This window comes from Synechococcus sp. F70.1 (assembly GCF_047502745.1).
Classification (GTDB): domain Bacteria; phylum Cyanobacteriota; class Cyanobacteriia; order Thermostichales; family Thermostichaceae; genus Thermostichus.
The window spans coordinates 11,192-36,305 of sequence record NZ_JANSJL010000056.1 but is presented as its reverse complement, the minus strand read 5'-3'; the positions used below and the strand labels follow the sequence as shown (position 1 = coordinate 36,305).

Genomic DNA, 25,114 nt, shown 5'->3' with positions numbered 1-25,114 from the left:
TCCCTCTAAGCTAACTTCAACCTCACTCCTAGTAGACTATGAGACTTCCCGAATCCGCCCTAAAGTTGAGCTACCACCTCTTGCAGATCTTCCTTTCCCTACTGGCTGGCCTAGGGCAATGGCTGCTGAAAACTGGCCCAGGTTTTGCTCTTCAGGCCAACGCCGGCACACCCGCTAGCTCTACCTTTGCTTGGCGGCAACGGGTTCAGGTTTACAAGGTGCTGCGCCGCATTCTGTTGCCCGCCACGGCCATTCTAATCCTGCTCATTCTCTGGCAAATTGCCTACAGCCGGCCCGGGGCCAACTTGCCCACACCTCTCCAAGTTTGGCAGGACACTTGGGATCCCCTCATTAAAGATCCCTTTTTTGACTATGGTGGCAATGCTAAAGGGCTGTTCTGGCAAATTTGGGCCAGCTTACGGCGGGTGTTCCTTGGGTTTGCCCTGGCCGGCTTGGTGGGGGTCGTGGGCGGCATGATCATTGGGGTTAACCGCTGGCTCTACGAGGCCTTGGATCCCATCTTTCAGGTGCTGCGCACAGTGCCACCTTTAGCCTGGCTGCCCATTTCCTTGGCCGCCTTTCGCGATGCCAATCCTTCCGCCATTTTTGTTATCTTCATCACTGCCCTCTGGCCTATTTTGATCAACACCATCGCTGGCGTGCAGCGGATCCCACAGGATTACCGCAATGTGGCCAGAATTCTGCGTCTGTCTGGCTGGAAGTATTTCTTCAAGATCGTCTTCCCGGCAACCGTGCCCTACATTTTCACCGGCTTGCGCATTGGGGTGGGCCTGTCTTGGCTGGCCATTGTGGCGGCGGAAATGTTGATTGGCGGTGTGGGCATTGGATTCTTTATTTGGGATGCCTGGAATAGCTCCCGCGTTAGCGAGATTATTCTAGCTTTGGTCTATGTTGGCCTAGTTGGACTTTTGTTGGATCGCATCACGGCTTGGATTGGCTCGCTGGTGGTGAGCGAAGATCACTAGGCTAAGTTTTCCTGATCCCAACAATCCATTTCAAGGAATCCCTTAGGTAGCCTTATGAAGACCCAGCCCTACATCGAAGTTGATCATGTAGACAAAGATTTTCTTCTAGACAATGGAGAAGTCTACCCTGTCCTGAGAGACATCCATCTAGAGATCCAAAAAGGGGAGTTTGTCTCGCTCATTGGCCACTCCGGCTGTGGCAAATCGACCTTGCTCAATATCCTTGCCGGCTTAGAGCAGCCATCCCGAGGCGGTGTTCTCCTAGAGGGCCGGCAGGTGACGGATCCCGGGCCGGATCGCATGGTGGTGTTTCAGAACTATTCCCTGCTGCCCTGGTTGACGGTGCGGGAAAACATTGCTCTAGCCGTAGACGAGGTGCTGGGATCCCTTCCCAAAGCGGAGCGGAAGCAGATTGTGGAAGAGCACATCCGCCGCGTGGGGCTGCAGGGGGCAGCCGACAAGCGCCCGGCCCATCTGTCGGGGGGGATGAAACAGCGGGTGGCCATTGCCCGGGCTTTGGCCATTCGCCCCAGGGTACTGCTGTTGGATGAGCCGTTCGGGGCGCTGGACGCCCTTACCCGCGGCAGCCTGCAGGAGCAACTGATGGAGATTGCCCAGGCCGAGCAGCTCACCTGCGTCATGGTGACCCACGATGTGGACGAGGCGCTTTTGCTTTCAGATCGAGTGGTGATGCTCACCAATGGCCCTGAGGCCCGCGTCGGCCAGATCTTGCGAATCCCGTTTCCCCGCCCCCGCCACCGCCTGGAAGTGGTGAATCACCCCGAGTACTACAGCCTGCGGGGCGAGATGATCTACTTTCTCAACCAGCAAAAGCGGGCCCGCCAGAAAACTCTCACCCGCGTGGCCATTGCCAAGGGGGGGCTGGAAAAAGTCAACTTGGCAATTGGCTTTGTGCCCCTCAACGACTGCGCCCCTCTGGTGGTGGCCCAAGAAAAAGGCCTGTTTCAAAAGCACGGTCTGGAACAGGTCACCCTGGTGCGAGAGCCGGGCTGGAAGACCATCTGGGAAGGGATCCGCTCCGGTCGGCTGGATGCGGCTGTGGTGGTGGCCGGGATCCCGTTGGCGTCCACTCTGGGAGTGGGGGGAGTGCCGGTGCCTTTGGTAACCTCGTTAACCCTCTCCCGCGGCGGCAGCGCCATTACCTTTGGGCGTCGACTTCTGTTGCAGGGGGTTTTTAGCCCCTGGGATCTTGGCAACTACCTAAGGCAAACCCCAGAGGCCGTCCCTACCCTGGGGGTGGTTCACCCAGCTTCCCTGCACAACTTCTTGTTGCGGCACTGGCTGGCCAGCGGAGGGGTGGATCCGGATCGCGACGTCACGTTGACAGTGATCCCACCTCTGCAGATGGTGGCCCGTCTCAAAGCCAGCAATATCGACGGCTACTGCGTGGACGAACCCTGGAACTCCCGCGCCGTTAGGGAAGGGCTGGGGTTCATCGTCACCACCACTCCCGAAATCTTGCCCAGCCACATCGAGAAAGTCCTAACAGTGCGCCAGGACTGGGCCCAAAGCTACCCCCGCACCCACGTGGCCCTGGTCAAGGCGTTACTGGAGGCTTGCCACTACTGCGATCAGCCGCAGCACCGTCCCCAGATCCTGGAGTGGCTGGCTCAGCCTCAGTATGTGGGCGCGGCCCTGGAGGATCTGCAGCCGGGGTGGAGGGGTGTCCTGCAGCGGGGAATTGCCGATGAATCGCAAGTGATTGTCGGTTTCCATCAGTTTGCCAACGGGCGCAACACCTGTCCGGAAAGATTGGAGCACCTCTGGATCCTGACGCAAATGGCTCGCTGGGGCCTCTGCGCTTTTCCTCGCAATTGGGTTTCTGTCCTCGAGCAAGTGCTAGACGACAAGACCTATGCCCTAGCTGCCAGAGACCTGGGGCTGCCGGATCGGGCCCACGACCGTGGAGCTTTGCTCTTTGGCGATGGATCCCGCTTTGATGGCGAGGATCCCATTGCCTACCTGGAGTCGGTGGCCATAGGGCAGGAGCCGAAGCTGCAGAACTACCGGCTTAGCGAAGTTTAGCTTTTGTTACCTTAGCCTCTCAAACTAAAAACGCCATGATGACCAGCTCTCGCCTATCTTCCTCGCCCTCGTCTTCAACAATTTCTGCCGCAGGGCTGCCTCTTCTGCGTCTTCAGAATGTGGGCAAGACCTACTGGACTGCGGCAGGGCCCTTTGTTGCCTTGGAAAACATCAATCTGGAAGTAGCTGCCGGGGAATTCGTCTGCATTATCGGCCACTCCGGCTGTGGTAAGTCCACCTTGATCAACATGGTGGCCGGGTTTTCTGCTCCAACGTCCGGGTCCATTACCCTCAAGGGCCAGCCCATCACTGCTCCAGGGCCGGACCGGATGATGGTGTTTCAGAACTATTCCCTTTTGCCTTGGCTGACAGCTTTTGAAAATGTTTATCTGGTGGTGGATCAGGTCTATCCTGATAAATCCCCCAGCGAGAAAAGGGAAATCGTTCAAGAACACCTGGAACTCGTGGGTCTGGCCGAAGCAGCCCACAAGCGGCCCAAGCAGCTTTCTGGCGGCATGAAGCAAAGGGTGGCCATTGCGCGCGCTCTGGCCGTTCGCCCTGAAGTGCTGCTATTGGACGAGCCCTTTGGGGCCTTGGATCCCATTACCAAGGAAGAGCTCCAGGATGAGCTGCTAGCCATTTGGCGGGATCACCGCTGCACGGTTTTGATGATTACCCATGACATCGACGAGGCTCTTTATCTATCAGACCGGGTGGTGATGATGACCAACGGCCCTGCTGCTCGTATTGGCGAGATCTTGACCATTCCTTTCGAGCGACCGCGCATCCGCTCCCGTATCATGGAAATGCCTGAGTTTTACGAGCTGCGCCACTCTGCCCTCGACTTTCTCTACCGTCGCTTCGCCCATGTCTTGGATTAAGCCATGACGGCCTCTGGGCACCAACCTCCGTCGCCCCTTCAGCAGCAGGCTAAGCAGCAGGCTTCCCGTCGCCTTTTGAAGGGATCCATCATCGGCGCTGGGCAAGTGGGCATGGCCTGTGCCTACGCGATGGTTATCCAAAACACGCTAGACGAGCTGGTTCTTCACGATATCGACCGCGCCAAGCTGGAAGGAGAGGTGATGGACCTGGTGCACGGGATCCCCTTTGTCGAGCCGACGCGGATCTGGGCAGGGGAGCTGGCCGATTGCGCCGGGTCTGATGTGGTGATTTTAACGGCAGGGGCCAAGCAGCGGCCTGGGGAAAGCCGCTTGGATTTGGTCCACCGCAACGTCGAGATCTTCAAAAGCCTGATCCCGGCCCTGATGGAGCATTGTCCAGAGGCCATCTTCCTCGTGGTGAGCAACCCCGTTGATGTCATGACCTATGTTTCTTTGAAGTTGTCGGGGCTGCCGCCAGGGCAGGTGATGGGGTCGGGAACGGTCTTGGATACGGCCCGCTTTCGCTACCTTTTGGCCCAGCGGCTGGGAGTGGATCCGCGCAGCCTGCACGCCTACATCATCGGCGAGCATGGGGATAGCGAGGTGGCCGTCTGGAGCAAGGTCAATATCGCCGGCACGCCAATTGGCCAGCTTTCGCCAGCCTGGGATCCCGCCCACTTGGGGGATATTTTCGAGCAGGTGCGCAACGCCGCCTACGAGATCATCCGCCGCAAAGGGGCCACGAGCTATGCCATTGGCCTAGGGGTGGCGCAGATTGTCCAGGCGCTAGTGCGGGATCAGCGGCGGGTTTTAACCGTGAGCAGCCTCACCCAGGGGGAGTACGGCCTGCCGGAGGTCTGCCTTAGCTTGCCCAGGGTCGTTGGACGGCAAGGGGTGGAGCGCACGCTAGTCATGGCCCTTACCGAGAGCGAGCAGCAGCAATTGCACCGCTCGGCCCAGATCTTGCGGCAGGTCATTGACAGTATCCAGTGGTAGCTTAGAGGGTTCCCTCTGCAAGAGCCGAAGCTGGCGCTTATGGCAACAGAAGTGCAACGGCCCAGTCCTAGGAGTCCTAAAAGCCAACCCAAGGAGGGCTCTCCTTCTCCCCCCTGGGCTGACCTCCCGCTGCAAAAGGGGCTTGGCCAACGGCTGCGGCAACATGTCAACCCCCTGCAGGCTCAGTACCAACAGCCTGCTTCCCCACCCCACTGGGAACGGGTGTATCGGCGGCTGGGACAGCCCTTTCACTTGGATATCGGCAGCGGGAGTGGGCGCTTTCTGCTGCGCCTGGCCCAGGAACAGCCCGACTGGAACTTTTTGGGCGTGGAGATTCGGCAGCCGCTGGTGGAGCGGGCCAATGCCTGGCGGGACGAGCTGGGGCTGGACAATGTCTATTTCCTGTTTGCCAACATCAACGTCTCCCTAAGGCATCTGTTTGCCCCTGGGGAGCTTAGCCGCGTCACCATTCAATTTCCGGATCCCTGGTTTAAAAAGCGCCATCACAAGCGGCGGATCGTCCAGCCCCAACTGGTGGCGGATCTGGCGCTGCTGCTGCAACCGGGCAGCCCTGTTTTCTTGCAGTCGGACGTGCAGGAAGTTGCCGAGGAGATGGTCGCTCGTTTCCTAGAGCATCCGCAGTTTTGGAATCCCTACCAGGGTCCCCTCGATGACAACCCCTTTGGCATTCCTACTGAGCGGGAGTGGCAGTGTCTGCAGTTGGGGCTGCCCATCTACCGTTATTGGCTGGAGCGACGCTGACTCCTTCAGTCGGCTGAGGCCAAGAGAAGCTAGGATATAAGCCGCTGGAGTTGCCGCCGTTGCTGCCATGTCTCCCTCTGAAGCCACGGCTTTTGTCGATCCCTTTTTCGGTTGGCTTTCTGTTCGCCGGGGGCTCCTCAACCTGCTCAGTTTGCTAGCTTTTGTCATTGCTGGGCTTGCGTTGGCCAGCAGTTGGTTCCAGCCGCCGCTGCAAACGAAGCTGGATCTGTTGCAAATTGATCTTGCCCTGCAGGCTGCCCGCACCCTTGACGATCCTCGCTATCAGGATCTGGCCCGAGCTCTGCTGGATCAGGAGGTGTTCAAGGTAGCTAGCAGTCGCTACCAGCAGGTGGCCGACAACTACGCCGAGCGCCTACAGCGCCTGAAACGGGTGGCAGGGCTGGAGACGAGGGGCGAAGGGTCCACAGGGGATCCTGCCCTCCTGGCTTCTGTCCAGGAGCTGCAGGCAGAGCTGGACGGGCTACGGCTGCGCCTGGGCTTGCTCTACGCTTACCAGGAGGATCTGGAGGCGGCCCACCGGCAGTGGCAGCAAGTGGTTGATCCCAGCCGTCCCTTCGAGTTGGAATCCCCGCAAAAGGAAGCAGCCCAGGTCTTGCAGGGGCTGTGGGGGACGCCGCGGCGCATCCTGCCAGAGGCCGAGGTACACCTCCGCAACCACCTGGACGGCTGGTTTGAGGCGGTGGCCCTGCAGCAGCTCTACCGGCTACAACAGCGCGGCGACAGCCTCAATGCCCTTAACCAGCAGCAGGAAAAATTGGCTCTGGCAGCTTTGTTCCGGCTGGCGGTGGTGGGCGGGATCCCCCTGCTGGGGGCGCTGCTGGGGCTGATCCTCCTAGTGGGCTGGCTGGGCTGGAGCTTCTGGCGCCAACGTTCTCTCGTGGGTCCTCCCTGGGAGGTGCCTTGGCCAGGGATCGGGGCGCAGGCAGTGCTAACGGGATGGTTCCTGGGGTTTCTTCTTCTCAGCGCCTTGGTGCCTCGACTCTACACCACCCTCCTTGGCCTGGGAGCCCAGCAGCTTAGCCCTTGGCACCAAGGAGCGACCCTGTTTCTCACCTACAACTCTGGGGCTTTGCTGGGGGCAGGGCTATTGTCCTGGCTCCTACGTGCCTACCCAGGTTGGCAAAAAGTGCTGCAGGTGCGCCTAGGGGGTCCTTGGCTGCTCTGGGGCCTGTGCGGCTACGGGGCGGCCCTACCGCTGGTGGTGCTGGCGGCGGCGCTGTCGCAGCTACTGCTGCCGCAGGCGGGGGGCGGCAACCCCATTTTGCCGCTGCTTTTGGAGAGCCACGGCTGGGGGGCGCGGTTGCTATTTCTAGCTGTGGTCTCTGTCTGTGCCCCCGTTTTTGAGGAGGTGCTGTTTCGGGGTTTTTGGCTGCCGACGCTGAGCCGTTACCTGCCGATGGGGGCTGCCATTGCTCTAAGCGCCTTCACCTTTGCCATTGCTCACCTCAACCTTGCCGATTTGCTGCCCTTGACCATGCTGGGGGTAGTGCTGGGAGTGGTGTACAGCCACAGCCGCAACCTGCTAGCCCCCATCCTGCTCCACAGCCTCTGGAACACGGGATCCCTGGTCACGCTGCTGGTGCTGGCGGGCGCTTCCTGAAGGGAGCTGAGCCTACTTTTTCTTGCCGAAGATGCCGAAGAGGCGGCTCCAGAAGCCACCGCTTTCTCCCTTGCGGGAGGGCGGCACCACTTTTTGGGGCTGGGAGGTCTGACGGCTAGCCGAGGGAACGGGAACCGGCTGCTGGGTGGTGACCTGCTGCAGCCAGCGGCGCACTTCGGCCATCAACTCGGCGTTGTTGGGTTCTAAGCGACTGGCCTGCAGAAAGTCAGCCTTGGCCATACCGGCGTTGCCCTGCTTCAGGTGGGCAATACCCCGGTGTAGATAGTAGCGGGCCACGTTGGGCTGGGCGCTGATGGCAAAGTTTAAGTACTGGATGGCAGCCCGGTACTGCTTGCGCTCGATCATGTCCAGGGCCTGCAGGAAGCGGGTCTCGGCAGGACTGGGTTGGGGAGGTGGAGGCGGGGCGGCAGGAGAAGGGGGCGGCGGAGCTGGGGGGCTGGCCGGGATCCCGCCCAGGGGGGTGGTTTTAGGGGCAGGAGCTGGGCTTGCCTTGTAGCCAGCCTTGAGCAACAGATAGGCCAGGTTGAGCTCGCTCAGTTGCTCGGTTTTCTCCAGCAGGGTGGCCAGGGAGCTGTATTGCTCTTTGGCCAGCTTTTCCACCCGCTGGACATACTCTTCCTCCCAGTTGGGAGACTCGGCCAAACCTTTGACTGCCTCTCCCGTAGGCCAGAGATCTGCAGGCGGCGACTCCAGTAGCCGTTGGATGCGCAGCTTGAGCAGAGCCTCGTATTCCGACCGCTCCCGCTCTTTGGTCAGCACCTCGTTGGCCGGGTTGACCAGCTTGGCAAAGAGGACATTGGCCCGCTCTGCCCCTTCCGGATCCCCGACAAAGCGATCCGGATGCAGGGCCTTGGCCGCCTGCAGGTAGCCGCGCCGAATCCTCTTGGGGTCGGCGGTAAGGGGCACGCCCAGGATGGCAAAGTGGTCGGTCTCGTAACGAGCTAGCCCCCGGTCAATGCGGGGGACATCAGCGTTGGCTCCCATAGTTGCCACCTCTCCAAGATTTGCTGCAGAGTTCCATTTTTAGCCAGGGCTGCGATCGCCGCATCCACCGCTTCCTTCAAGGAAGGGTGCTGCGAGGATACCACTCCCACCAAAGGTATGGGGAAGAGAGGCGGCCCCACTAGGCGCAGCCGGGATCCCGCCTGACGCAGGCCCAGGACAGCCACGGGCTGATCGACGAGCACTGCATCCAACTGGCCGGCCTGGAGCTGGGCAAACAGGCGCTCGGGGTTGCTGGTGGCAAAGAGCCGGATGGGGTTGCCCCGCCTCTCGTTGTAGGCTTCCAACAGCGCTGCTCCCGTACTATTGACTACAATGCCCACCTTGCGGCCAAAGAGCTGGGCCAGAGACTGGATAGGGGGATCCCCTTGCCCAGGATCCCGCACCACCAAGCGCTGGGGGCTGAGGTAGTAGGGCCGGGTGGCGAGAAACTGCTGCGAATCCAGGCCCAGGCCTTCCCGTGCTCCCCAGATGAGATCCACCTCATCCGCCTGCAAGGCCGTCAACTGCTGGCTCCAGGGGATGTAGACAGGTTCAAGCCGCACCTCTAGCGTCTGGGCAATGGCCTCGAGGATCTCCCACTCAAAGCCGGCGTAGGTTTTTCGCCCCAGGTCGGTGTAGAGGTAGGCAGGGCCCAAGCTGGGATCCAGGCCAACCCGCAGACGGCCCCGCGCCCGAATTTGGGCCCAACGGGAGTCGGAACCCACGAGGGCGGCTGAGGCTGGCTTTTGGGCAGGCTGAGGATAGGCGGGGATCCCCAAGAGAAGCACCAGGCCAAACCCTGCCGCCCAACAACAACGCCGGAGTCTTTTCCCGACTAAGTTGCCTCCCTTGCTTTGCAAAAGCGCCATGACTTGCTGGCCTTTACGTAGACTTTGACTTTAGCTGCTGCGCTCTCCGAGCTGGCGATTCCGCCGCAGCGGGAAGGAAACCGGCAGGGGGCTGACCTGGGCCAGTTCTTCTTGGAGAGCAGCATGGAGCCAGCCGTTGCTGGCCAGCAGGCGGCCACTGTACACATCTACCGGGCTGCCGTCGTAGGCGGTAACCTTGCCGCCGGCCTCTCGCACCAAGACAATCCCAGCGGCAATGTCCCAAGGGGAGAGACCCCGCTCCCAATAGCCGTCCAACTGGCCAGTGGCCACGTAGGCCAGGTCAAGGGCAGCCGATCCCCCTCGCCGCACTCCTTGGGTGAGGTGGGTGAAGTGGCAGAACTCAGCGTAGTTGTTGTCCGGAGTTTCCCGGCGGTCGTAGGCAAAGCCAGTAACCAGGAGACTGCGGGAGAGTTCGGTAGTAGAGGAGACGCGGATGGGTTTGCGGTTGCGGGTGGCTCCCATCCCTTGTACGGCGCGAAAGAGATCCCCCCGAAAGATGTCGCAGACCACCCCTAGCACCGGCTCCCGCCCCTCCAGCAGGCCAATAGAGACGGCAGCAAAGGGGTAGCCGTGGGCAAAGTTGGTGGTGCCATCTAAGGGATCGATCGCCCAGGTGTAGGTGCCTTCTGGGGATCCCTGCTGGCCCGATTCCTCCGTCAAGATCCCATCTTCGGGGAAGTGGCGCCTCAGGATCTTCAAGATGAGCTCCTCGGAAGCGCGGTCTGCTGCTGTCACCAAGTCCCCTGGACGTTTCTCCTCAATAGCCAGAGCTTTGTCCACGTACTCCCGCAACAGTGCTGCCGCCTCCAGAGCCGCTTCTGTAGCCACATCCAACCGACGCAACAGAGCTTCCGTCACATCCGCACCTTAGGGTTATAAAGTAAGCTATAGACCTGCTACCCAGAATAGCCTGTCTGCTAGCAAGGCTTGCCCCTCCAAGCGGGCCCAGACAGCCAGAGAAAAGCTCTGCCTGATGCAAAATTTGGAGGAGGTGGGAACCTGCAAGTTGCGAGTTTTGTGAGTTGCCTGGAAAGCCTAGGTTGAATGGGGTGTACTTGAAGGTGGGAGAGGGAAAGCCGATGCCATCTAACCTCAGCGACTTTTTTACTGCGACTACAGCAGTGGGCGGAGCACAGCTGTCCGCTAGCCAGGAGTTGGAACTGGCAGAAGAGCTGTTCGAGCCAGTTCCCGAGCAGCCTCTGTCCTATCCGGAGTTCACCCTTTGCCTATGTCATCCTGTGCGGCCCTGCAGCTACATCCTGCGGGGGGATATCTACACCATTGGCCGAGACCCTTCCAACACTATCCAGATTGTCAACCAGTTTGTCTCGCGCCGCCATGCTTACCTGGTGCGGGTGCCTACCCGGTCTAGCCGCACAGGGTTTACCTACTGTCTCATCGACGGCGACCGCCAAGGGCACTCCAGCACCAACGGCGTATTCGTCAACGGCAGCCGCGTGGCTACCCACTACCTGAGAAGTGGGGATGTCATTTACTTTGGGCCGGAGATCCGGGCCTACTTCTTCGAAGTGGTCCCCATCCCCCAGCTGCCCAGCCCTTCTGGGGTCAACTCCGGCCCCCTGGCAAATAGCTGCAGCTTCCCCACGACCTAGGCGACCAAGGAACCGTTGACAGATTCAAAGCCACATCGCTATATTGAGCTAGCTAGGCAAGGTAAATTGGGGCATCGCCAAGTGGTAAGGCAGCGGGTTTTGGTCCCGCCATTCGGTGGTTCGAATCCATCTGCCCCAGCTTGAGTGAGTTTGCTTGGGAGAGGAAGCTGCTTCCCTCCCTTTTCTTCTGCCCCGCCCCTTTGGAGGGAGGGTCTGCCTGTCGAAAAGCTCAGGGGATCCGCAATGGCCCAGCTGTGCCGCTCCTTGATGGTGGTAGGGACTGCTTCCCATGTGGGCAAGACCCTTTTGGTGGCTGCCCTCTGTCGCCTCCTGAAGAAGGCGGGGAAGAGGGTTTCCCCCTTCAAGGCCCAGAACATGTCGCTGAATGCCTATGTCACTGCCGAGGGCCACGAGATTGCCTACGCGCAGGCCCTGCAGGCCTGGGCCGCCGGGATCCCGCCCGCCGTGGAGATGAACCCGATTTTGCTCAAGCCCCAGGGCAACCTAACTTCCCAGGTGGTCCTCAACGGCGTGGCGGTGGACACCTGTTGTGCCAGTGAGTATTACGAGCGCTGGTTTGCGCCTGCCTGGGAGGCAGTGAAAACAGCTCTGGCTCGCCTGCAGCAGCAGTACGAGTGGATTGTCTGCGAGGGGGCGGGCAGTCCGGCAGAGGTCAACCTCAAGCAGCGGGATCTGGCCAACATGCGGGTGGCTTTGCATTTGGGATCCCCCACCTGGCTGGTGGCAGATATTGACCGAGGGGGGGCGCTAGCCCATGTGGTGGGCACCCTGCAGTTGCTGGAGCCAGAGGAACGGGCCCTGATCCGCGGCATTGTCATCAACAAGTTTCGCGGCGCGCGGGAGCTGCTGCAGCCTGGCCTCGATTGGCTGGAGAACTACACCGGGATCCCCGTGGTCGGAGTTCTGCCCTGGCTGGACTGGACGCTGCCGCAGGAAGATTCGCTGGGCCTGGAGGCCGGCCCCCACCTCTGGGAAGTTCGCCGTCCCCGGCGGGGAGACCGGCTGGAGATTGCCGTGGTTCGCCTGCCCCAGGTGGCCAATTTCTCCGACTTCGACCCCTTGCTAGCAGAGCCCAGCGTCCATCTGCGCTGGGTTGTCCCTGGCCAGATCCTGGGATCCCCCGATGTGGTCATCCTGCCCGGCAGCAAAACCACCCTCAAGGATCTGCTGGTGCTGCGCCAGAGTGGCCTAGCCGACCAACTGCGCCACTATTCCGGCCACATTGTTGGCATCTGCGGCGGGCTGCAGATGTTGGGACAAACCATCGCCGATCCTGAAGGCCGAGAGGGAGTTGCCGGCACCTACCCCGGGTTGGGCCTCTTGCCGCTGACCACCGTCTTGCAGCCCACCAAGGTCACCCAGCAGGTGCAAACACAAAGCCGCTGGCCTGCCACCACCCCCGTCCAGGGGTATGAGATCCACCAAGGATCCACCCAGGCCAATTCCTCAGGCTGCCTGCCAATCTTTGAGCAAGAAGGCTTGGGTTGGCGGGATCCCACAGGCCGGGTCTGGGGCAGCTATCTACACGGCCTCTTCGACAACCACCGCTGGCGGCGGCAATGGCTAAACTGGCTGCGCCGACAAAAAGGCTGGGATCCCTTGCCAGAACTGGAGGGCCACTACGCCCAGCAGCGGGAAGAACTGCTGGATCGCCTGGCAGAAGCTTGGCGGCCTCATCTCGAGTGGCAGCAGCTTTTGGAATAGGGCGGGGCAATAGCCGAGGTCTGCGAGAATGGCTGTATTCTAGACAGGGATTTCCTTCCCCCTGGCCTATGCGGCTTCTGGTTACAGGCGGCGCAGGCTATATCGGCAGCCACACCTGTAAAGCCCTGGCGGCCCATGGCCACCTGCCGATTGCCTACGACAACCTGGTTTACGGCCACCCCTGGGCTGTTCGCTGGGGGCCCTTGGAAATTGGCGACATTGCCGACCGCCATCGGCTAGATCAAGTCATCCGGCAGTACCGCCCCGAAGGGGTAATTCACTTTGCCGCCTATGCCTACGTGGGCGAGTCGGTCAAGGATCCGGGCAAATACTACCGCAACAACGTGGCCGGATCCCTGACCTTGTTGGAGGCGATGCGGGATCACGGGATCCCCTACCTGGTGTTCTCCAGCACCTGTGCCACTTACGGCGTGCCGGAGCAGATCCCCATCCCGGAAACCCACCCTCAGCGCCCCATCAACCCCTACGGCCAGAGCAAACTCATGGTGGAGCAGATGCTGCGGGACTTCCAGCTTGCCTACGGGATCCAATCCGTTAGCCTGCGCTACTTCAATGCCGCTGGCGCCGATCCTGACGGCGAAATCGGCGAGGCCCATGACCCAGAAACCCACCTCATCCCCCTAGCCCTAGAAGTTGCCGCTGGCCAGCGCTCTCACCTAACCATCTTTGGGGATGACTACGATACCCCTGACGGTACCTGTATCCGCGACTTCATCCATGTTGCCGACCTGGCGCAAGCCCATGTCTTGGCCCTAGAGGCGCTGGCGGCTGGCAAGCCTCTGCGACCTGCTTATAACTTGGGCAATGGCCAAGGTTTTTCTGTCCGGGAGGTGATTGCCACAGCCGAGGCCGTGACCGGCAAGCAGATCCCTGTGCAAGTGGGGGCGCGCCGACCCGGGGATCCGCCGCGGCTGGTGGGCGACGCCACGGCCATTACCCGTGACCTCAACTGGCGGCCCCGCTATACCAACTTGGCTGAGATCCTTCAAACTGCCTGGTGCTGGCAGCAGAAGCGGCCCTATTTTCAAAGACCACGTTGCTAGTGCTCCGTGCTACTCACTTCTGGCGGGGGGCAAAGGCGCTGAGGGTGTCCAGGTCGGTTTTGCCTTCTAGGATCAAGTCTCGCAGGATGGCGGCGCTAATGGGAGCCAGCAAGACCCCATTGCGATAGTGGCCAGTGGCAACGAGCAGATTGGCATAGCCAGGAGCCGGCCCTAGGATAGGAGCGCGCTGCCCTAGCGGTCGCGGCCGCTGGCCGGCCCAGTGCTCCAATAGCCTTGCTTCCGCCAAGGCTGGGCAAAGCCGGATGGCGCGGGTCAGCAGATCCTGAAGAGCCAGCAGGGTTGGCTCGGCGTGGGAGGCCTGAAATTCCACCGTCGCCCCCACCCACAGGGATCCATCCCCTAAAGGAACCAAGTTGAGATCCCCATCAGCCACCACTGGCCCCCACGGGATCCCAGCAGCTTGAATCCGCAGGGCCTGGCCCTTAACAGCTTGCAGCGGCATCTGCAAGCCCAGCTCTTTGGCCAGAGCAGAGCTGCCCAGCCCAGCAGCGAGAACAACGTACCCCGCCGCCAAGGTGAGCGATGGGGTGTGAACCACCTCTACGCGAAAGGGGGGATCTGGGCTGCGCTGAAAGCTGCAAACCGGCTGGTGAAAGAAAAAGCAGGCTCCTCGGCGTTGAGCTGCCTCCAAGAGCGCCTGCGTGAAGAGCTTGGGGTGGATCTGGCGATCGTGGGGAGAGTAGATAGACCCTGCCAGGTCGCTACGCAGGCCAGGCTGCAGGGATCTCACCTCCGCCGGACTCAGCCACTGGAGGTCATAGCCCGCCTGTTGACGAGCTGCCAGGGTCTCTTGCCAGGCTGCTACCTCCTCCTCCTGGAGGAGCCGGAGGATGCCGCGCCGATTGACGGGCAAGGTGCGACCCAAGTCTGCTTCCAGCCGAGCAATCAGGGGATCAAACTGCTCCAGGCTTTTTAGGCGCAACTCCACCACCTCCCCGCTGGGTTGGCGGCTGCAGACTCCCATCAACACCCCCAGCGACGCGCCGGTAGCCCCTGAGGCCGGCTCCCCAGCATCTACCCCAATGACTGATAGCCCTGCTGCTGCTAGCTCATAGGCGATGGCACAACCCACCACCCCGCAGCCAATGACCAACACGTCACAGTTCACGACTCCTCCTCGATCCTGCCGGGCGCGGTGATCTTGAACTGCTGGCTTCCGACTTCGCCTATGAACCGCTCCCGAATTGTGCCGGAGGTTTTTCTCAGTCTAGATGCTAGCGTTCGCTGTTTGTTCCCTCCGCTACCCCTCTCCCCTACACTCAAAGAGGGAGCTGTTGCTAACTCTAGAGAATCTCGAGCTTTGCGATGGGCTATCGCCGCCGGGATTGGTTGGCCTACTGGCTGCTCAAGTGGCTAGTGGTCAACCCGCTGTTTCGGGGACTGTATTTTGGCCGCACCTATGGGCAGGAAAATGTGCCTCGCCAGGGATCCCTCATTATCGTCAGCAACCATGCTAGCCACCTGGATCCGCCCTTGCTCGCCAACGCGGTGCGCCGCCCTGTAGCCTTCATGGCCAAAGAAGAGCTGTTCCGAGTGCCCGTGCTCAAGCAGGTGATCCGGTTCTACGGCGCCTATCCAGTAAAAAGAGGTGGGGCAGATCGCAGCGCCCTGCAGGCCACAGAGGCAGCTTTGGCCAAGGGATGGGCAGTAGGGATCTTCCTCAACGGCACCCGCACCCCCGATGGCCGCATTCCCCAGCCTCACCTGGGGGCAGCCTTGGTGGCAGCGCGCACTCAGACACCCCTGCTCCCTGTCGCCCTCTGGGGCACCGAGAAGGTGCTGCCCAAGGGATCCCGCTGGCCGCGTTTGTTTTGCCCCATCACTGTGCGCATCGGCAAGCTGATCCCCCCGCCAGTTTCTAGCGAGAAAGCTGAGCTGCAGCGGGTAACGGCAGCCTGTGTGGAAGCCATTCACCTCCTCCTGGACCAGGGGCGCTGAGGGGCAATCAGAGTAGCTTGGGCAACGAGGTACTCAGCCACCGGCTTCCCGCCCAGGATGTGCTCTTGCAGCACCCGCTCTATCACTGGCGGCGTGGCCGAGTGGTACCAAAACCCACCGGGGTACACCAGCAGCACGGGCCCGGGAACGCCATAGTTGCATGCCCGTAGGCAATTGGCCTTGGTGCGGTTGACGCGCAGAGAGCCAACGCCCGCCAGCTCTAGGTTCAACTGCTGAATCCGCAGCTTCAGGTATTCCCAGGCCTCCAGCCCCACCGCCTTTTCACAGCACTTGGGCTTGGTCTGGTCGGCGCAGAGAAATAGATGCCAATGGTAGGAGGGAATCGAAGCCGGCTGAAGCTCTGGAGAGACAGCGGAAAGCTGGGTCATGGGGTATCCTTCCACTGCATTGCTAGACAACTCTCCACTGGAAGGTAGAAGCCTGAGGAGGCGATGCCCTAGCCTGGAGGAAAGTACCTCTTGCCTACTTGGCAATGCTCATCAATGCTCCCCAGCAGCGGTTGTTTCTAGCCCTTCTTCCTCCAGCAGACCTGCAGGAGCAGGTGACGGCAATCAAACAACAGTTTGCCGAGCAATTTGCCAGCCGAGCAGCCCTGCGCTCACCCCCTCACATCACCCTCGTGCCTCCTTTTGAGTGGCCCACCGCTGAGCTGGCAGCCCTGACGGGGTCCCTGGAAGAATTTGCCAAAGAGCAGGCCCCAGTTGCCGTTGAGCTGCGTGGCTTTGGTGCTTTCGCGCCGCGGGTTATCTATATTCACGTTGAGCCCTCCTCAGAGCTGGAGCGGCTGCAGACCAAGGCCCAGCAGCACATGAGCCTTCTTCTCAGGCAGCAGGCCACAACGCCTTCCCCTCGTCCTTTTGTGCCTCACATAACGGTAGCCTTTCGAGATCTCCGGCCAGCCCAGTTCCGTGCAGCCTGGCCACTCTTCCAGAATCGTCCCTTCCAGGGATCCTTTCTCGCCTCTGCCCTCACCCTCCTCATCCACGACGGCAAGCGCTGGCAAGTCTTTGCCGAATTTTCCCTTTCTGCCACTAGGGGATGAGAAGCAGCCGACTACTCTACCCAGTGAGCGGCCATGTATTCAGCCAGATCCAGCACCCGCTGCGAGTAGCCCCACTCGTTGTCGTACCAGGCCATGACCTTGACCAGATCCCCGTCCAGGACGCTGGTCAGCTCTGCATCCACAATGGCGGAGCAACTGTGGCCCCGGTAGTCGATAGAAACCAAGGGAACGTCTGAGTAGGCGATGATCCCTTTCATGGTCGTTTCCGAGGCTTCCTTCAGGGCGGCGTTGACCTCCTCGGCAATCACTTGGCGCTCTGTTTGCACCACCAAATCCACCAAAGAGACATTGGGCGTAGGAACCCGTACCGCCACCCCGTTGAGCTTGCCTTTCAATTCAGGGATCACCAGCGCCACCGCCTTAGCTGCCCCCGTCGTAGTAGGCACCATGCTCAGCGCTGCCGCCCGCGCCCGCCGCAAATCGCGGTGGCCTCCATCCAGAATGCGCTGGTCGCCCGTGTAGCTGTGGGTGGTAGTCATGGTAGCCCGCCGCACACCGAACTTGTCCAGCAGCACTTTGAGAATCGGGGCAAGGCAGTTGGTGGTGCAGCTAGCGTTGCTGACAATGTTGTGCCGCACCGGGTCGTAGGTGTGCTGGTTAACACCATAGACAAAGGTAGGGATGTCACTTCCCTTAGCTGGGGCAGTGATCACCACCTTTTTGGCTCCCGCCTCTAGGTGCTTGGAGGCCCCCTGGTAGTCGACAAAAACGCCAGTAGCCTCGATTACAAGGTCCACCTTCCACTCTTTCCAGGGGAGGTTGCTGGGGTTGCGCTCGGAAACGGCATGGATGTGCTTGCCGTTAACTAGCAAACCACCCTCGCTAGCCTCCACTTCCACTCCTTGTAGGGTTCCAAGGATGGAGTCGTACTTCAGCAAATGGGCAGCCGTGCGAGCGTCTGAAGTGTCGTTGATGGCAACAATATCGACATTGGACTGCGGACGACTTAGCCAACAGCGCAAAAAGTTGCGACCAATACGACCAAATCCGTTGATGGCTACCCTAACCACTGCTTTGACCTCGCTGCTTCCAATTGTTCGGGGGCTGCTTAGCCCATGATACCGCAAGCCCTGAACATTCTGAATCTGAAGATATGTTCGCGATCTGGCGAGCTTGGCGCTCCTAAGTAAAATCGCTCTGGCACAATTGGGCGGGTAGGGGACAGGCCGCCGGCTGCTATGACAAGCAGACCCCTTGCCTGTAGCTAGGCTCAAAGACTGCAACCGCTCCGAGGTACCTAGCTTTTGGTTGCATCAGCGGGATAGATTCCTTCTTGGGGCAAGCTGTCTTGGGGGCATGGCAAAGAGTTTTGAGGATCCCTTGCTTCCCCATTGGTAGCTGCATCGGCTTCCGCCAAGGCTTGCAGAGCCAGCAGGATCTCCTCTTCTCGCCGGGTATAGGTCTCCTCGTCGATCTCCCCTAGATCAAGCTGGCTCTGCAGAGCTGTAAGCTCTTTCTGGAGGTTTTCCCTGCTGTCAAGTTGCGCCTCGGCCCGCTCGCGAATCTGCTCTGCTAGCCATAGCAAGCCCTGCGCTGGCCACGTCAACAACTGCCAAACCATCCTTGCTTTCCTGGTAAGGACAGGTCGATTCTACTCAACGCAGATCCTGCCTGCACGCAAGGCCAGCTAGCCAGAGCCAAGCAAAGGCAGCTCCTCCGGATGCGGCTGGGCTAGCTGTTCCGAGAGCATCAGCTCTCGCTTAGAGGGCACGCACAGAGGGATCCCTGCCGGTGGACTCTACTGCGAGTTGCCTCTGTTCCAGCACTTCCAGCGGGGGGTGTTGTGTGCTGCCTGGCTGCTACCATGAAAATATGGTCATATAAGCAAACACAGATCAGCAAGATGAAGCAACACTGGGAGAACGTCTATAAGACCAAGCGAGCCGAGCCTCTCAGTTGGTTTCAGCCACGCGCTGAGCGGTCGCTGCGTCTTATTCGGGAGACGGCGTTGGGCTTCTCAGCCTCGATTATTGACGTTGGCGGAGGAGCGTCCAGGTTGGTATATGAACTGCTGGAGGCGGGCTACCGCAAGCTAACAGTTCTCGATATCTCTGCGGCAGCTCTGGCAGTGGCAAAGGCCCGTTTGGGGGAGCGGGGAAACACAGTCAACTGAGTAGAGGGCGACATTACCCAGCTAACTCTGCCGGCCAACGCCTACGACATTTGGCATGACCGGGCAACGTTTCACTTTCTTACGAATCCTCAAGATCGGCGAGCATACGTGGCCAATGTCCTGAGAGCAGTAAAGCCAGGAGGGTTTGCTATCATAGCTACCTTCGGTGAAGACGGGCCTACGCAATGCACTGGCCTGCCTGTTGTGTGCTACTCGCCCGATCTCTTGCAGGCAGAGTTCGGTAGCGCTTTCAACCTCCTAAAGCATGAGCAAGAAGAGCACCGCACCCCCGCTGGCGCTGTGCAAAAGTTTGTGTACTGCTGTTTCCAGAAAAAGCCAACTGCTCTTGAAGCTGAGCTCTCTCTGGAGGGTGACCGCCAGCAACAAAAGTCTCTGGTTGTGGTTTTGTAGGGTTAGAGGCTACCTGCAGTTACCCACCTAGAGCAGGCGACTGCAGCGAGCTTTCCAGTCCAGCTTCTGATCCAGAAGGAGCTCCAGGTGAGGTAGATAAGCTTTGTAGCTGTGCTCCCCAGAGCCGATTAAGTGAGTGGCATTAAGGTTCTCGATTCTGGGGTGAAACTCTTTAATTGGCTTGATCCCGCAGGGGCTGCGGTTGAGGGATGGAACCTTGAAGACGTAGGCCAAAACTAGATCGTCTTCGTTGTAGATATTCACCAGTTTTCCCGTGATATTTTCTACATGCAGGCTCCACTGCTTATCGGCTTGCCTTCTGACGGCACCGCTGAGCAGAATGATATCTTCAAGGCGCGGATCTACAGTCTTAGGCCAACCTCGCATAATGTGGTAGGCTACCCTAGCTCCCAAGGAAAACCCCATCAGCGTAATCTGTCTTTCCGGCAAAGAGGAGAGCAGAGGATGGCCATAGTCAAGCCCCACTTTTTTGGCTTTGGCTTTGTGGGCTTCCCAGTGGGCAAGCAGTCCTACGCCAAGCTTAAGGGTGGATAAGGCGAATCTCACCGGACTGGAAGCATCTCACCAGAGGTAGTATGGGGATCCCATCCACCCAGCCCGTCGGAGTGTTTCCCACAATAGTCTTTTTTTCCAAGGTTGGGTTTCGCCTTCGCTGAGAAAACCGTTGATAAAAACCAGGGCCTCGTCCCAGCCTAGGGAGGGCTCGATAGGGATCAGCTCAGGCTTGTGGTGGACAGCTTCTTCGACAAGATAGTTCCAGGTTCCGTCAGCAAGAGTTCCCGTAAGATGGAGAGCAGTTGTGCCAGCTCCAGCAAGAACTTCTCTTGCTCCTCGAGCGACCTCAGTACCTAGGTCGAAAGCAGCTTGGGCAACTCAACTGCTTGAGTCGCCTGACCGACGACCTTAGCAGTGCCAAGGACAGCACCTGCAGATTTTCCCACAACCTCGGCAGCAATCTCCGCAGCCGCCTTTGGGGCTCCCCAAAGGATTTTCCCAACGATCTCCAGGATTGCTTTCTCCTTGAAATTAGCAAAGAACTTAACTTGTTCCACTTTACTCTACCCGCGCCGCATGGCGGTAACTCCCGTGGGATCCAGCACCTTGCCGCGCTCTGCCTCGGCATAGACTAGGTAGCGATCGCCACACTCCATCCAACTTTTGACACGGCACTCTAGGTAAGCCAGGGCATCCAAAAGGATCGGGCAGCCATTCTCGGCAGTGGCGATGGCTAGACCGGCAAAGCGATCTTCGCCAGGGCGTTGAGGCCGTTGAAAGTGCCGCTGCAGGCTGCTGCTTTTGCCCTCCCGCAAAATGTTGAGTACAAAGGGCACCTGGGGACGGGTAAGCAACTCTGCCTCGCTTTCCTTGCTCACAGAGAGGGTAAGGCCTGGGGGGTTGAAGCTGGCCTGGGCCACTGACCAGGTGAGAAAGCCGCGCGGGATCCCATCTTGCAGGGCGGTAACCACGCAGAGGGATCCCACTACCCGGCTGAAGGCCTGCACTAGCCGATCCGCCTGCGCTTCAACACCCCCTTGGCGGGAGGTGCGGGCTCGCTTGGCCTTGCGCAAGGCTTGGGCAAACTGGGATCCCGCCTCCTGACAGGCTTCCAGGATTGCATGGGTAGGCTTGAACCTAGCGCGGATGGTTGCAAACCCCAGGGTAAAGCCGGCATTGAGCAACTTGCTCTCAATGAGATCCACGGCTTCGCCGCTCCAGCCGTAGGAGCCAAAGACCCCGGCCAGCTTGGTGGTGGGAACGGAAGAGAGAATGATGCCCAGGGCTGTTTGGATTTGAACTGGAGGATGGCCGGCCAAGGTGGGGGATCCGATAATGAACCCCTGGCAGCGCTCTAGGGCTTGGGCAATCTCTTCAGGAGTGGCCCATTCGCAGTTAATCCGCTCCACGGTAACTCCCGCCCGCTCCAAGCCTTGGGCAATAGCCACCGCCATCAGGCCGGTGTTCCCGTAGGCGGAGGTGTACAGGAGAGCTACCCGCTGCTCCAGGGGATTCTCCTCGCACCACAGGTGGTAATCCAAGCGCAGCCGTCGCAGGCTGTGGCGCACCAGGGGGCCGTGGGCAGGGGCGTAGATTTGGGCGGGGAATTCTTCCAACTTGGCTAGGGCTGCCTTCACCTGGGGCGCTTGGCTACGGTGCAGGCAGTCAAAGTAGTAGCGGCGGTCTTCGCTGAGCTGCCGCCAATGCTCGTCGAACACCTGCTCGTCGCACACATGAGCGCCAAACAGCTTGTCGGTAAAGAGGATCCCCGTGGCCGGATCGTAGGTGCAGAGGGCGTCGGGGTGGCGGGGCGTGGGCACAGTGCGAAAATGCAACTCATGGCCTTCCCCCAGATCCAGGCGATCCCCATCTCGGATCACGCGCAGGCGAAAGGACTGGTTAGCTCCGTAGGCAATGCCAAAATCGGCAGCCTCCTCTTCGTCACGGCTAGGAGTTGGGGATTCCATGCCTTCAAAGGCCGCTCGCAGGGTGAGGGATCCGGGCTTAGAGCAGAGCACCACCGCATAGGGAGCCAGCGGCAGAAGCGCTTTGAGGGTGGCGATGCGGTTGAAGTTGACGTGGCTCAGTAGGATAAAGTCCAGCCGCTGCAGGTACTGGTGTTGGGCCAGCTCCTCCAAGAAGATGTCGGTAAAGGATTCTCCTGGGGGATCGATGAGCAAGGTCTGCCGCGCCTGGATGAGATAACTATTAGCCGTGGTGCCCCGCTGCCGGGCATATTCCAGCTCAAACTTTAGGCGATTCCAGGTGCGGGAGCGAAAAACCAGGGTAGAGGGGCCAATGGTGGCCACCTGGACATCGCGAGCAGGAGTCTTGCTCTCCATAGCAGCCTCCGATGCGGCATCTGTCCCCACCTTGCCACGAAATCAGCGAGACTGGGATCCTCTTTGGAAAACTTCGAAAGACCCGCTACTGGAGCGGGATCAGAGGGCTGACAACAGCTAACGTACAATTTGTCCATTGACCCTGAGTGTCTCCATGATCCAAGCTGCTGGATCTCCTCATTCGGATGCCCCTGCTTGGCATAGCCTGCCTCTTCCGGATGTTATCCAGAAGTTGCAAAGCGACCCCGACTGTGGCCTGACTAGCCAGCAGGTTACCCAAAGGCAGCGGGAATACGGCCCCAACGAGCTGATCTCCTCCCCTGGCCGCAGTGCCTGGCAGCTCTTCCTGGACCAATTCCGCAACGTCATGCTGCTGATGCTGATCGCCGTGGCGGCGATCTCAGCCCTTCTGGATCTGCAAAAGGGAGAGTTTCCTAAGGACGCCCTGGCCATTCTGCTGGTGGTGGGTCTCAATGGCTTGCTGGGCTACTTGCAAGAAAGCCGCGCGGAAAAGGCGCTGGCCACCCTGAAAAAACTGGCCTCCCCCAGCGTGCGGGTGCAGCGGGACGGCCTGTGGCAGGAGATCCCTGCTAACCAGTTGGTGCCAGGGGATCGGGTGCTGCTGGAAGCCGGAGTGCAAATCCCAGCCGACGGGCGCTTGGTGGAAGCAGTCAACCTCCAGGTGCGGGAGGCGGCTTTGACGGGGGAGGCGGTGCCGGTTACCAAGCAGGCCGATTGTGTCCTCCCCGAGGAAACTGAGCTCGGAGAGCGGCGCAACATGGCCTTCATGGGCACCGAGGTGCTCCAGGGGCGAGGGATCCTCTTGGTTACGGCCACCGGCATGAACACGGAGCTGGGCAAGGTGGCCAAGCTGCTCCAAGCAGTAGAAAACGAGCCCACTCCCCTGCAGCGGCGCATGAGCCAGTTGGGCAATGTGCTGGTGTCGGGATCCCTGGTCTTGGTGGCTCTAGTGGTGATCGTTGGGCTGCTGCAGGCCAGAAGCCTAGCGCCTTTCACCTCGCTGCTGGAAACTTCCCTCAGCATGGCCGTGGCGGTGGTGCCGGAAGGGCTGCCGGCTGTAACCACGGTTACCTTGGCTATTGGAACCCAGCGCATGGTGCGCCGCAACGCCCTCATCCGCCGCCTGCCAGCCGTGGAGACTCTGGGATCCGTCACCACCATCTGCTCCGACAAAACCGGCACCCTCACCGAAAACAAAATGGTGGTCACCGACATCCTCACTCCCGACCGCCACTACCACGTCAGCGGCACTGGCTACATTCCCAAGGGATCCTTCTACTGCGGCGGCCAGGCCATCGATCCCCAGAGCGCCCCCGATTTGCAGGCCCTTCTCAGGGCTGTGGTCTTCTGCAACGACGCCCTGTTGCAAGCTACCCTCCCAGCCCAGCGTGGCGCTGCCCCCACCTGGTCGATCCTGGGGGATCCCACGGAAGCCGCCCTGCTGGTGGCTGCTGCCAAGGCCAATCTGCAGAAAGCTTCTTTGCAGGAGCAGCACCCGCGGGTGCAGGAGATCCCTTTTAGCTCGGAGCGCAAGCGCATGAGCGTGGTGGTGCAAGAGGAGGGCAGCTACGGCGTCTACGTCAAGGGATCCGCTGAGCTGGTGCTGGAGCAGTGTGCCTATATCCAGAAGAGTGGAACCTGGCAGGCGCTGTCAGAAGCCGATCGACAAGCCATTCTGGCTGCCAACAACCGTTTGGCGGCCCAGGGCATCCGGGTTTTGGGGGTGGCCACCCAGCGGCTGCAGGGGATCCCGGAGAACCTCGAGGAGATTGAGCGCAACTTGGTGTGGCTGGGCCTAGTGGGCATGTACGATCCCCCTCGGCCCGAAGCGCGGGAAGCCGTAGCCCGCTGCCGCCAGGCCGGGATCCGCACCCTCATGGTAACCGGCGATCACCAACTCACTGCCATAGCCATTGCCCGCGAGCTGGGCATTCTCGACTCCGAGAGCCAGGCCATTGATGGGCGCACCCTCTCCCGCCTTAGCTTTGAGGAGCTGCTGCAGACGGTGCAAAGGGTCAACGTCTATGCCCGCGTGGCCCCCGAGCACAAGCTGCGCATCGTGCAGGCCCTGCAGAAACAAAACCAGTTTGTGGCCATGACGGGGGATGGGGTCAACGACGCCCCTGCCCTGCGCCAAGCAGATATCGGCATTGCCATGGGCATTACCGGCACCGATGTAAGCAAAGAGGCCAGCGACATGGTGCTTTTGGACGACAACTTTGCCACCATCGTGGCGGCCATTGAAGAAGGACGGGTGGTCTACAACAACATCCGCCGTTTTGTGAAATACATCTTGGGCAGCAACATCGGCGAGGTGTTGACTGTGGCGGCTACACCTCTCCTGGGCCTAGAGGACGTGCCGCTGACGCCCCTGCAGATCCTGTGGATGAACTTGGTAACCGACGGCCTGCCGGCTTTGGCTTTGGCAATGGAGCCAGCAGAGCCGGGGGTGATGCAGAGCCCTCCCTTCAACCCCAAGGAAAGCATCTTCGCCCAGGGGCTGGGAGCCTACATGGTGCGCGTCGGCGTGGTCTTTGCCATCTCCACGATCCTGATGATGGCCATCGTGAAAGCCCATATCCCCCACTGGCGCACGATGGTCTTTACCACCCTGTGTATTGCTCAGATGGGCCATGCGCTGGCGGCTCGCTCCAATGACAAGCTGACCATCGAGCTCAACCCCTTTTCCAATCCCTACCTGCTGGGGGCTGTGTTGGCCACTTTGCTGCTGCAGTTGGCCCTGCTCTATGTGCCCTTCCTGCGCAGCTTTTTCGGGACGGAAGAGTTGACCCTTTCAGAACTGCTCATTTGCATGGGCTTTAGCACCGTGGTGATGGTCTGGGTAGATCTGGAAAAACTCTACCGCCGCTGGCGCCAGGGTTCCCGTCAAACCCCTTGAGCAGAAAAGCCAGGGAGTCTACACCCCTCTCAGAGGGGTAGGGGAACTTTTTTGCTTCAGAAGTGACAGTTGTTGTTTTGGCCAGCCTACGGATCCTTCGGAAACCCCTGCCAGGAGATCCGGCAAGCCAGCCAAGCCCCGCTGGGATCCCTAGCAGCAAGATGCCCAAGCTGTGGCCCA

Annotated in this window: 24 protein-coding genes and 1 tRNA gene; 15 read left to right on the top strand and 10 right to left on the bottom strand. The window is 60.2% G+C overall.

Going from position 1 to position 25,114, the window contains the following annotated elements; translation table 11 throughout:
• Positions 1–38 precede the first annotated feature (38 nt).
• The 6 genes from ntrB to NW860_RS05620 all read left to right on the top strand — a co-directional run bounded on the left by ntrB (position 39) and on the right by NW860_RS05620 (position 7,292).
• Entirely contained in the window at positions 39–986 is a 948-nt protein-coding gene (gene ntrB, locus NW860_RS05645; RefSeq protein ID WP_414512941.1) for a nitrate ABC transporter permease, read from the top strand.
• Positions 987–1,040: 54 nt separating this feature from the next.
• Complete coding sequence (locus tag NW860_RS05640) at positions 1,041–3,032, top strand: nitrate ABC transporter ATP-binding protein (RefSeq protein ID WP_414512939.1); 1,992 nt, start codon at positions 1,041–1,043, stop codon at positions 3,030–3,032.
• A gap of 38 nt (positions 3,033–3,070) precedes the next feature.
• The gene (locus tag NW860_RS05635; protein ID WP_414512937.1) at positions 3,071–3,913 is read left to right on the top strand and encodes an ABC transporter ATP-binding protein; all 843 of its coding nucleotides are present in this window, start codon (positions 3,071–3,073) and stop codon (positions 3,911–3,913) included.
• Positions 3,914–3,988: 75 nt separating this feature from the next.
• Positions 3,989–4,909 carry an L-lactate dehydrogenase gene (locus tag NW860_RS05630; protein ID WP_414512951.1) on the top strand — a complete coding sequence of 307 codons (921 nt, stop codon included), beginning with the start codon at positions 3,989–3,991 and terminating at the stop codon, positions 4,907–4,909.
• A 39-nt stretch (positions 4,910–4,948) separates the two neighbouring features.
• Entirely contained in the window at positions 4,949–5,671 is a 723-nt protein-coding gene (gene trmB, locus NW860_RS05625) for a tRNA (guanosine(46)-N7)-methyltransferase TrmB (protein WP_414512935.1), read from the top strand.
• Between the two features lie 67 nt (positions 5,672–5,738).
• The gene (locus NW860_RS05620) at positions 5,739–7,292 is read left to right on the top strand and encodes a lysostaphin resistance A-like protein (RefSeq protein WP_414512933.1); all 1,554 of its coding nucleotides are present in this window, start codon (positions 5,739–5,741) and stop codon (positions 7,290–7,292) included.
• A gap of 12 nt (positions 7,293–7,304) precedes the next feature.
• Here NW860_RS05620 and NW860_RS05615 read toward each other — a convergent pair whose 3' ends face one another.
• Genes NW860_RS05615 through NW860_RS05605 form a run of 3 tightly spaced genes read right to left on the bottom strand, consistent with a single transcriptional unit; the run spans position 7,305 to position 10,045 of the window.
• A complete protein-coding gene (locus NW860_RS05615; RefSeq protein WP_414512931.1) occupies positions 7,305–8,297 on the bottom strand; it encodes a DnaJ domain-containing protein in 993 nt (330 codons plus the stop codon).
• Positions 8,255–9,166, bottom strand: a complete 912-nt coding sequence (locus tag NW860_RS05610) for an ABC transporter substrate-binding protein (protein ID WP_414512929.1) — start codon at positions 9,164–9,166, stop codon at positions 8,255–8,257. Before NW860_RS05610 ends, NW860_RS05615 begins: the two co-directional genes overlap by 43 nt.
• A gap of 30 nt (positions 9,167–9,196) precedes the next feature.
• Positions 9,197–10,045: an inositol monophosphatase family protein gene (locus tag NW860_RS05605; RefSeq protein WP_414404931.1), complete on the bottom strand. Its 849-nt coding sequence runs from the start codon at positions 10,043–10,045 to the stop codon at positions 9,197–9,199.
• A gap of 296 nt (positions 10,046–10,341) precedes the next feature.
• Here NW860_RS05605 and NW860_RS05600 point away from each other — a divergent pair, with 296 nt between their 5' ends.
• The 4 genes from NW860_RS05600 (at position 10,342) to galE (ending at position 13,589) form a co-directional block, all read left to right on the top strand.
• The gene (locus NW860_RS05600; RefSeq protein WP_414512927.1) at positions 10,342–10,800 is read left to right on the top strand and encodes an FHA domain-containing protein; all 459 of its coding nucleotides are present in this window, start codon (positions 10,342–10,344) and stop codon (positions 10,798–10,800) included.
• Positions 10,801–10,867: 67 nt separating this feature from the next.
• Positions 10,868–10,939, top strand: a tRNA-Gln gene (locus NW860_RS05595).
• 104 nt (positions 10,940–11,043) lie between these two features.
• Positions 11,044–12,525, top strand: a complete 1,482-nt coding sequence (locus tag NW860_RS05590) for a cobyric acid synthase (protein ID WP_414512925.1) — start codon at positions 11,044–11,046, stop codon at positions 12,523–12,525.
• A 68-nt stretch (positions 12,526–12,593) separates the two neighbouring features.
• Positions 12,594–13,589 (top strand): UDP-glucose 4-epimerase GalE, encoded by a 996-nt coding sequence (gene galE / locus NW860_RS05585; protein ID WP_414512923.1) that lies wholly within the window; start codon positions 12,594–12,596, stop codon positions 13,587–13,589.
• 13 nt (positions 13,590–13,602) lie between these two features.
• Here galE and NW860_RS05580 read toward each other — a convergent pair whose 3' ends face one another.
• Complete coding sequence (locus NW860_RS05580; protein ID WP_414512921.1) at positions 13,603–14,718, bottom strand: NAD(P)/FAD-dependent oxidoreductase; 1,116 nt, start codon at positions 14,716–14,718, stop codon at positions 13,603–13,605.
• A gap of 197 nt (positions 14,719–14,915) precedes the next feature.
• Here NW860_RS05580 and NW860_RS05575 point away from each other — a divergent pair, with 197 nt between their 5' ends.
• Entirely contained in the window at positions 14,916–15,548 is a 633-nt protein-coding gene (locus NW860_RS05575) for a lysophospholipid acyltransferase family protein (RefSeq protein WP_414404926.1), read from the top strand.
• Here the strand turns inward: NW860_RS05575 and NW860_RS05570 are convergent.
• Entirely contained in the window at positions 15,521–15,937 is a 417-nt protein-coding gene (locus tag NW860_RS05570) for a (2Fe-2S) ferredoxin domain-containing protein (protein WP_414411385.1), read from the bottom strand. The genes NW860_RS05575 and NW860_RS05570 overlap by 28 nt on opposite strands.
• A 104-nt stretch (positions 15,938–16,041) precedes the next feature.
• Between NW860_RS05570 and NW860_RS05565 the strand changes: the two genes are divergently transcribed.
• Entirely contained in the window at positions 16,042–16,611 is a 570-nt protein-coding gene (locus NW860_RS05565) for a 2'-5' RNA ligase family protein (RefSeq protein WP_414512918.1), read from the top strand.
• 11 nt (positions 16,612–16,622) lie between these two features.
• On the opposite strand, the gene gap is transcribed toward NW860_RS05565, so the two are convergent.
• Positions 16,623–17,642 carry a type I glyceraldehyde-3-phosphate dehydrogenase gene (gap, locus tag NW860_RS05560; protein ID WP_414411383.1) on the bottom strand — a complete coding sequence of 340 codons (1,020 nt, stop codon included), beginning with the start codon at positions 17,640–17,642 and terminating at the stop codon, positions 16,623–16,625.
• Between the two features lie 227 nt (positions 17,643–17,869).
• Positions 17,870–18,193 (bottom strand): gas vesicle protein GvpG, encoded by a 324-nt coding sequence (locus tag NW860_RS05555; protein ID WP_414512916.1) that lies wholly within the window; start codon positions 18,191–18,193, stop codon positions 17,870–17,872.
• Positions 18,194–18,475: 282 nt separating this feature from the next.
• Between NW860_RS05555 and NW860_RS05550 the strand changes: the two genes are divergently transcribed.
• Both NW860_RS05550 and NW860_RS05545 read left to right on the top strand, forming a co-directional pair.
• On the top strand, positions 18,476–18,745 hold the full coding sequence (locus NW860_RS05550) for a hypothetical protein (RefSeq protein ID WP_414512914.1): 270 nt from the start codon (positions 18,476–18,478) through the stop codon (positions 18,743–18,745).
• 12 nt (positions 18,746–18,757) lie between these two features.
• On the top strand, positions 18,758–19,156 hold the full coding sequence (locus tag NW860_RS05545) for a class I SAM-dependent methyltransferase (protein ID WP_414512949.1): 399 nt from the start codon (positions 18,758–18,760) through the stop codon (positions 19,154–19,156).
• Positions 19,157–19,183: 27 nt separating this feature from the next.
• Here the strand turns inward: NW860_RS05545 and NW860_RS05540 are convergent, their stop codons facing one another.
• The 3 genes from NW860_RS05540 to NW860_RS05530 all read right to left on the bottom strand — a co-directional run bounded on the left by NW860_RS05540 (position 19,184) and on the right by NW860_RS05530 (position 22,014).
• The gene (locus tag NW860_RS05540) at positions 19,184–19,723 is read right to left on the bottom strand and encodes a DUF726 domain-containing protein (protein WP_414512912.1); all 540 of its coding nucleotides are present in this window, start codon (positions 19,721–19,723) and stop codon (positions 19,184–19,186) included.
• 302 nt (positions 19,724–20,025) lie between these two features.
• Complete coding sequence (locus tag NW860_RS05535; protein WP_414512910.1) at positions 20,026–20,229, bottom strand: hypothetical protein; 204 nt, start codon at positions 20,227–20,229, stop codon at positions 20,026–20,028.
• Positions 20,230–20,235: 6 nt separating this feature from the next.
• Positions 20,236–22,014 (bottom strand): flavin reductase, encoded by a 1,779-nt coding sequence (locus tag NW860_RS05530; protein WP_414512908.1) that lies wholly within the window; start codon positions 22,012–22,014, stop codon positions 20,236–20,238.
• A gap of 154 nt (positions 22,015–22,168) precedes the next feature.
• On the opposite strand from NW860_RS05530, the gene NW860_RS05525 reads away from it, so the two are divergent.
• A complete protein-coding gene (locus NW860_RS05525; RefSeq protein ID WP_414512906.1) occupies positions 22,169–24,934 on the top strand; it encodes a cation-translocating P-type ATPase in 2,766 nt (921 codons plus the stop codon).
• Positions 24,935–25,114: the final 180 nt, after the last annotated feature.

Excerpts from the sequence above, each read along its gene's own strand:
- ntrB (WP_414512941.1), top strand. The coding sequence starts at position 39 with ATGAGACTTCCCGAATCCGCCCTAAAGTTGAGCTACCACCTCTTGCAG.
- NW860_RS05640 (WP_414512939.1), top strand. The coding sequence starts at position 1,041 with ATGAAGACCCAGCCCTACATCGAAGTTGATCATGTAGACAAAGATTTT.
- NW860_RS05635 (WP_414512937.1), top strand. The coding sequence starts at position 3,071 with ATGACCAGCTCTCGCCTATCTTCCTCGCCCTCGTCTTCAACAATTTCT.
- trmB (WP_414512935.1), top strand. The coding sequence starts at position 4,949 with ATGGCAACAGAAGTGCAACGGCCCAGTCCTAGGAGTCCTAAAAGCCAA.
- NW860_RS05620 (WP_414512933.1), top strand. The coding sequence starts at position 5,739 with ATGTCTCCCTCTGAAGCCACGGCTTTTGTCGATCCCTTTTTCGGTTGG.
- NW860_RS05615 (WP_414512931.1), bottom strand. The coding sequence starts at position 8,297 with ATGGGAGCCAACGCTGATGTCCCCCGCATTGACCGGGGGCTAGCTCGT.
- NW860_RS05610 (WP_414512929.1), bottom strand. The coding sequence starts at position 9,166 with ATGGCGCTTTTGCAAAGCAAGGGAGGCAACTTAGTCGGGAAAAGACTC.
- NW860_RS05590 (WP_414512925.1), top strand. The coding sequence starts at position 11,044 with ATGGCCCAGCTGTGCCGCTCCTTGATGGTGGTAGGGACTGCTTCCCAT.
- galE (WP_414512923.1), top strand. The coding sequence starts at position 12,594 with ATGCGGCTTCTGGTTACAGGCGGCGCAGGCTATATCGGCAGCCACACC.
- NW860_RS05575 (WP_414404926.1), top strand. The coding sequence starts at position 14,916 with ATGGGCTATCGCCGCCGGGATTGGTTGGCCTACTGGCTGCTCAAGTGG.
- NW860_RS05570 (WP_414411385.1), bottom strand. The coding sequence starts at position 15,937 with ATGACCCAGCTTTCCGCTGTCTCTCCAGAGCTTCAGCCGGCTTCGATT.
- NW860_RS05565 (WP_414512918.1), top strand. The coding sequence starts at position 16,042 with ATGCTCATCAATGCTCCCCAGCAGCGGTTGTTTCTAGCCCTTCTTCCT.
- NW860_RS05555 (WP_414512916.1), bottom strand. The coding sequence starts at position 18,193 with ATGGTTTGGCAGTTGTTGACGTGGCCAGCGCAGGGCTTGCTATGGCTA.
- NW860_RS05550 (WP_414512914.1), top strand. The coding sequence starts at position 18,476 with ATGAAGCAACACTGGGAGAACGTCTATAAGACCAAGCGAGCCGAGCCT.
- NW860_RS05530 (WP_414512908.1), bottom strand. The coding sequence starts at position 22,014 with ATGGAGAGCAAGACTCCTGCTCGCGATGTCCAGGTGGCCACCATTGGC.
- NW860_RS05525 (WP_414512906.1), top strand. The coding sequence starts at position 22,169 with ATGATCCAAGCTGCTGGATCTCCTCATTCGGATGCCCCTGCTTGGCAT.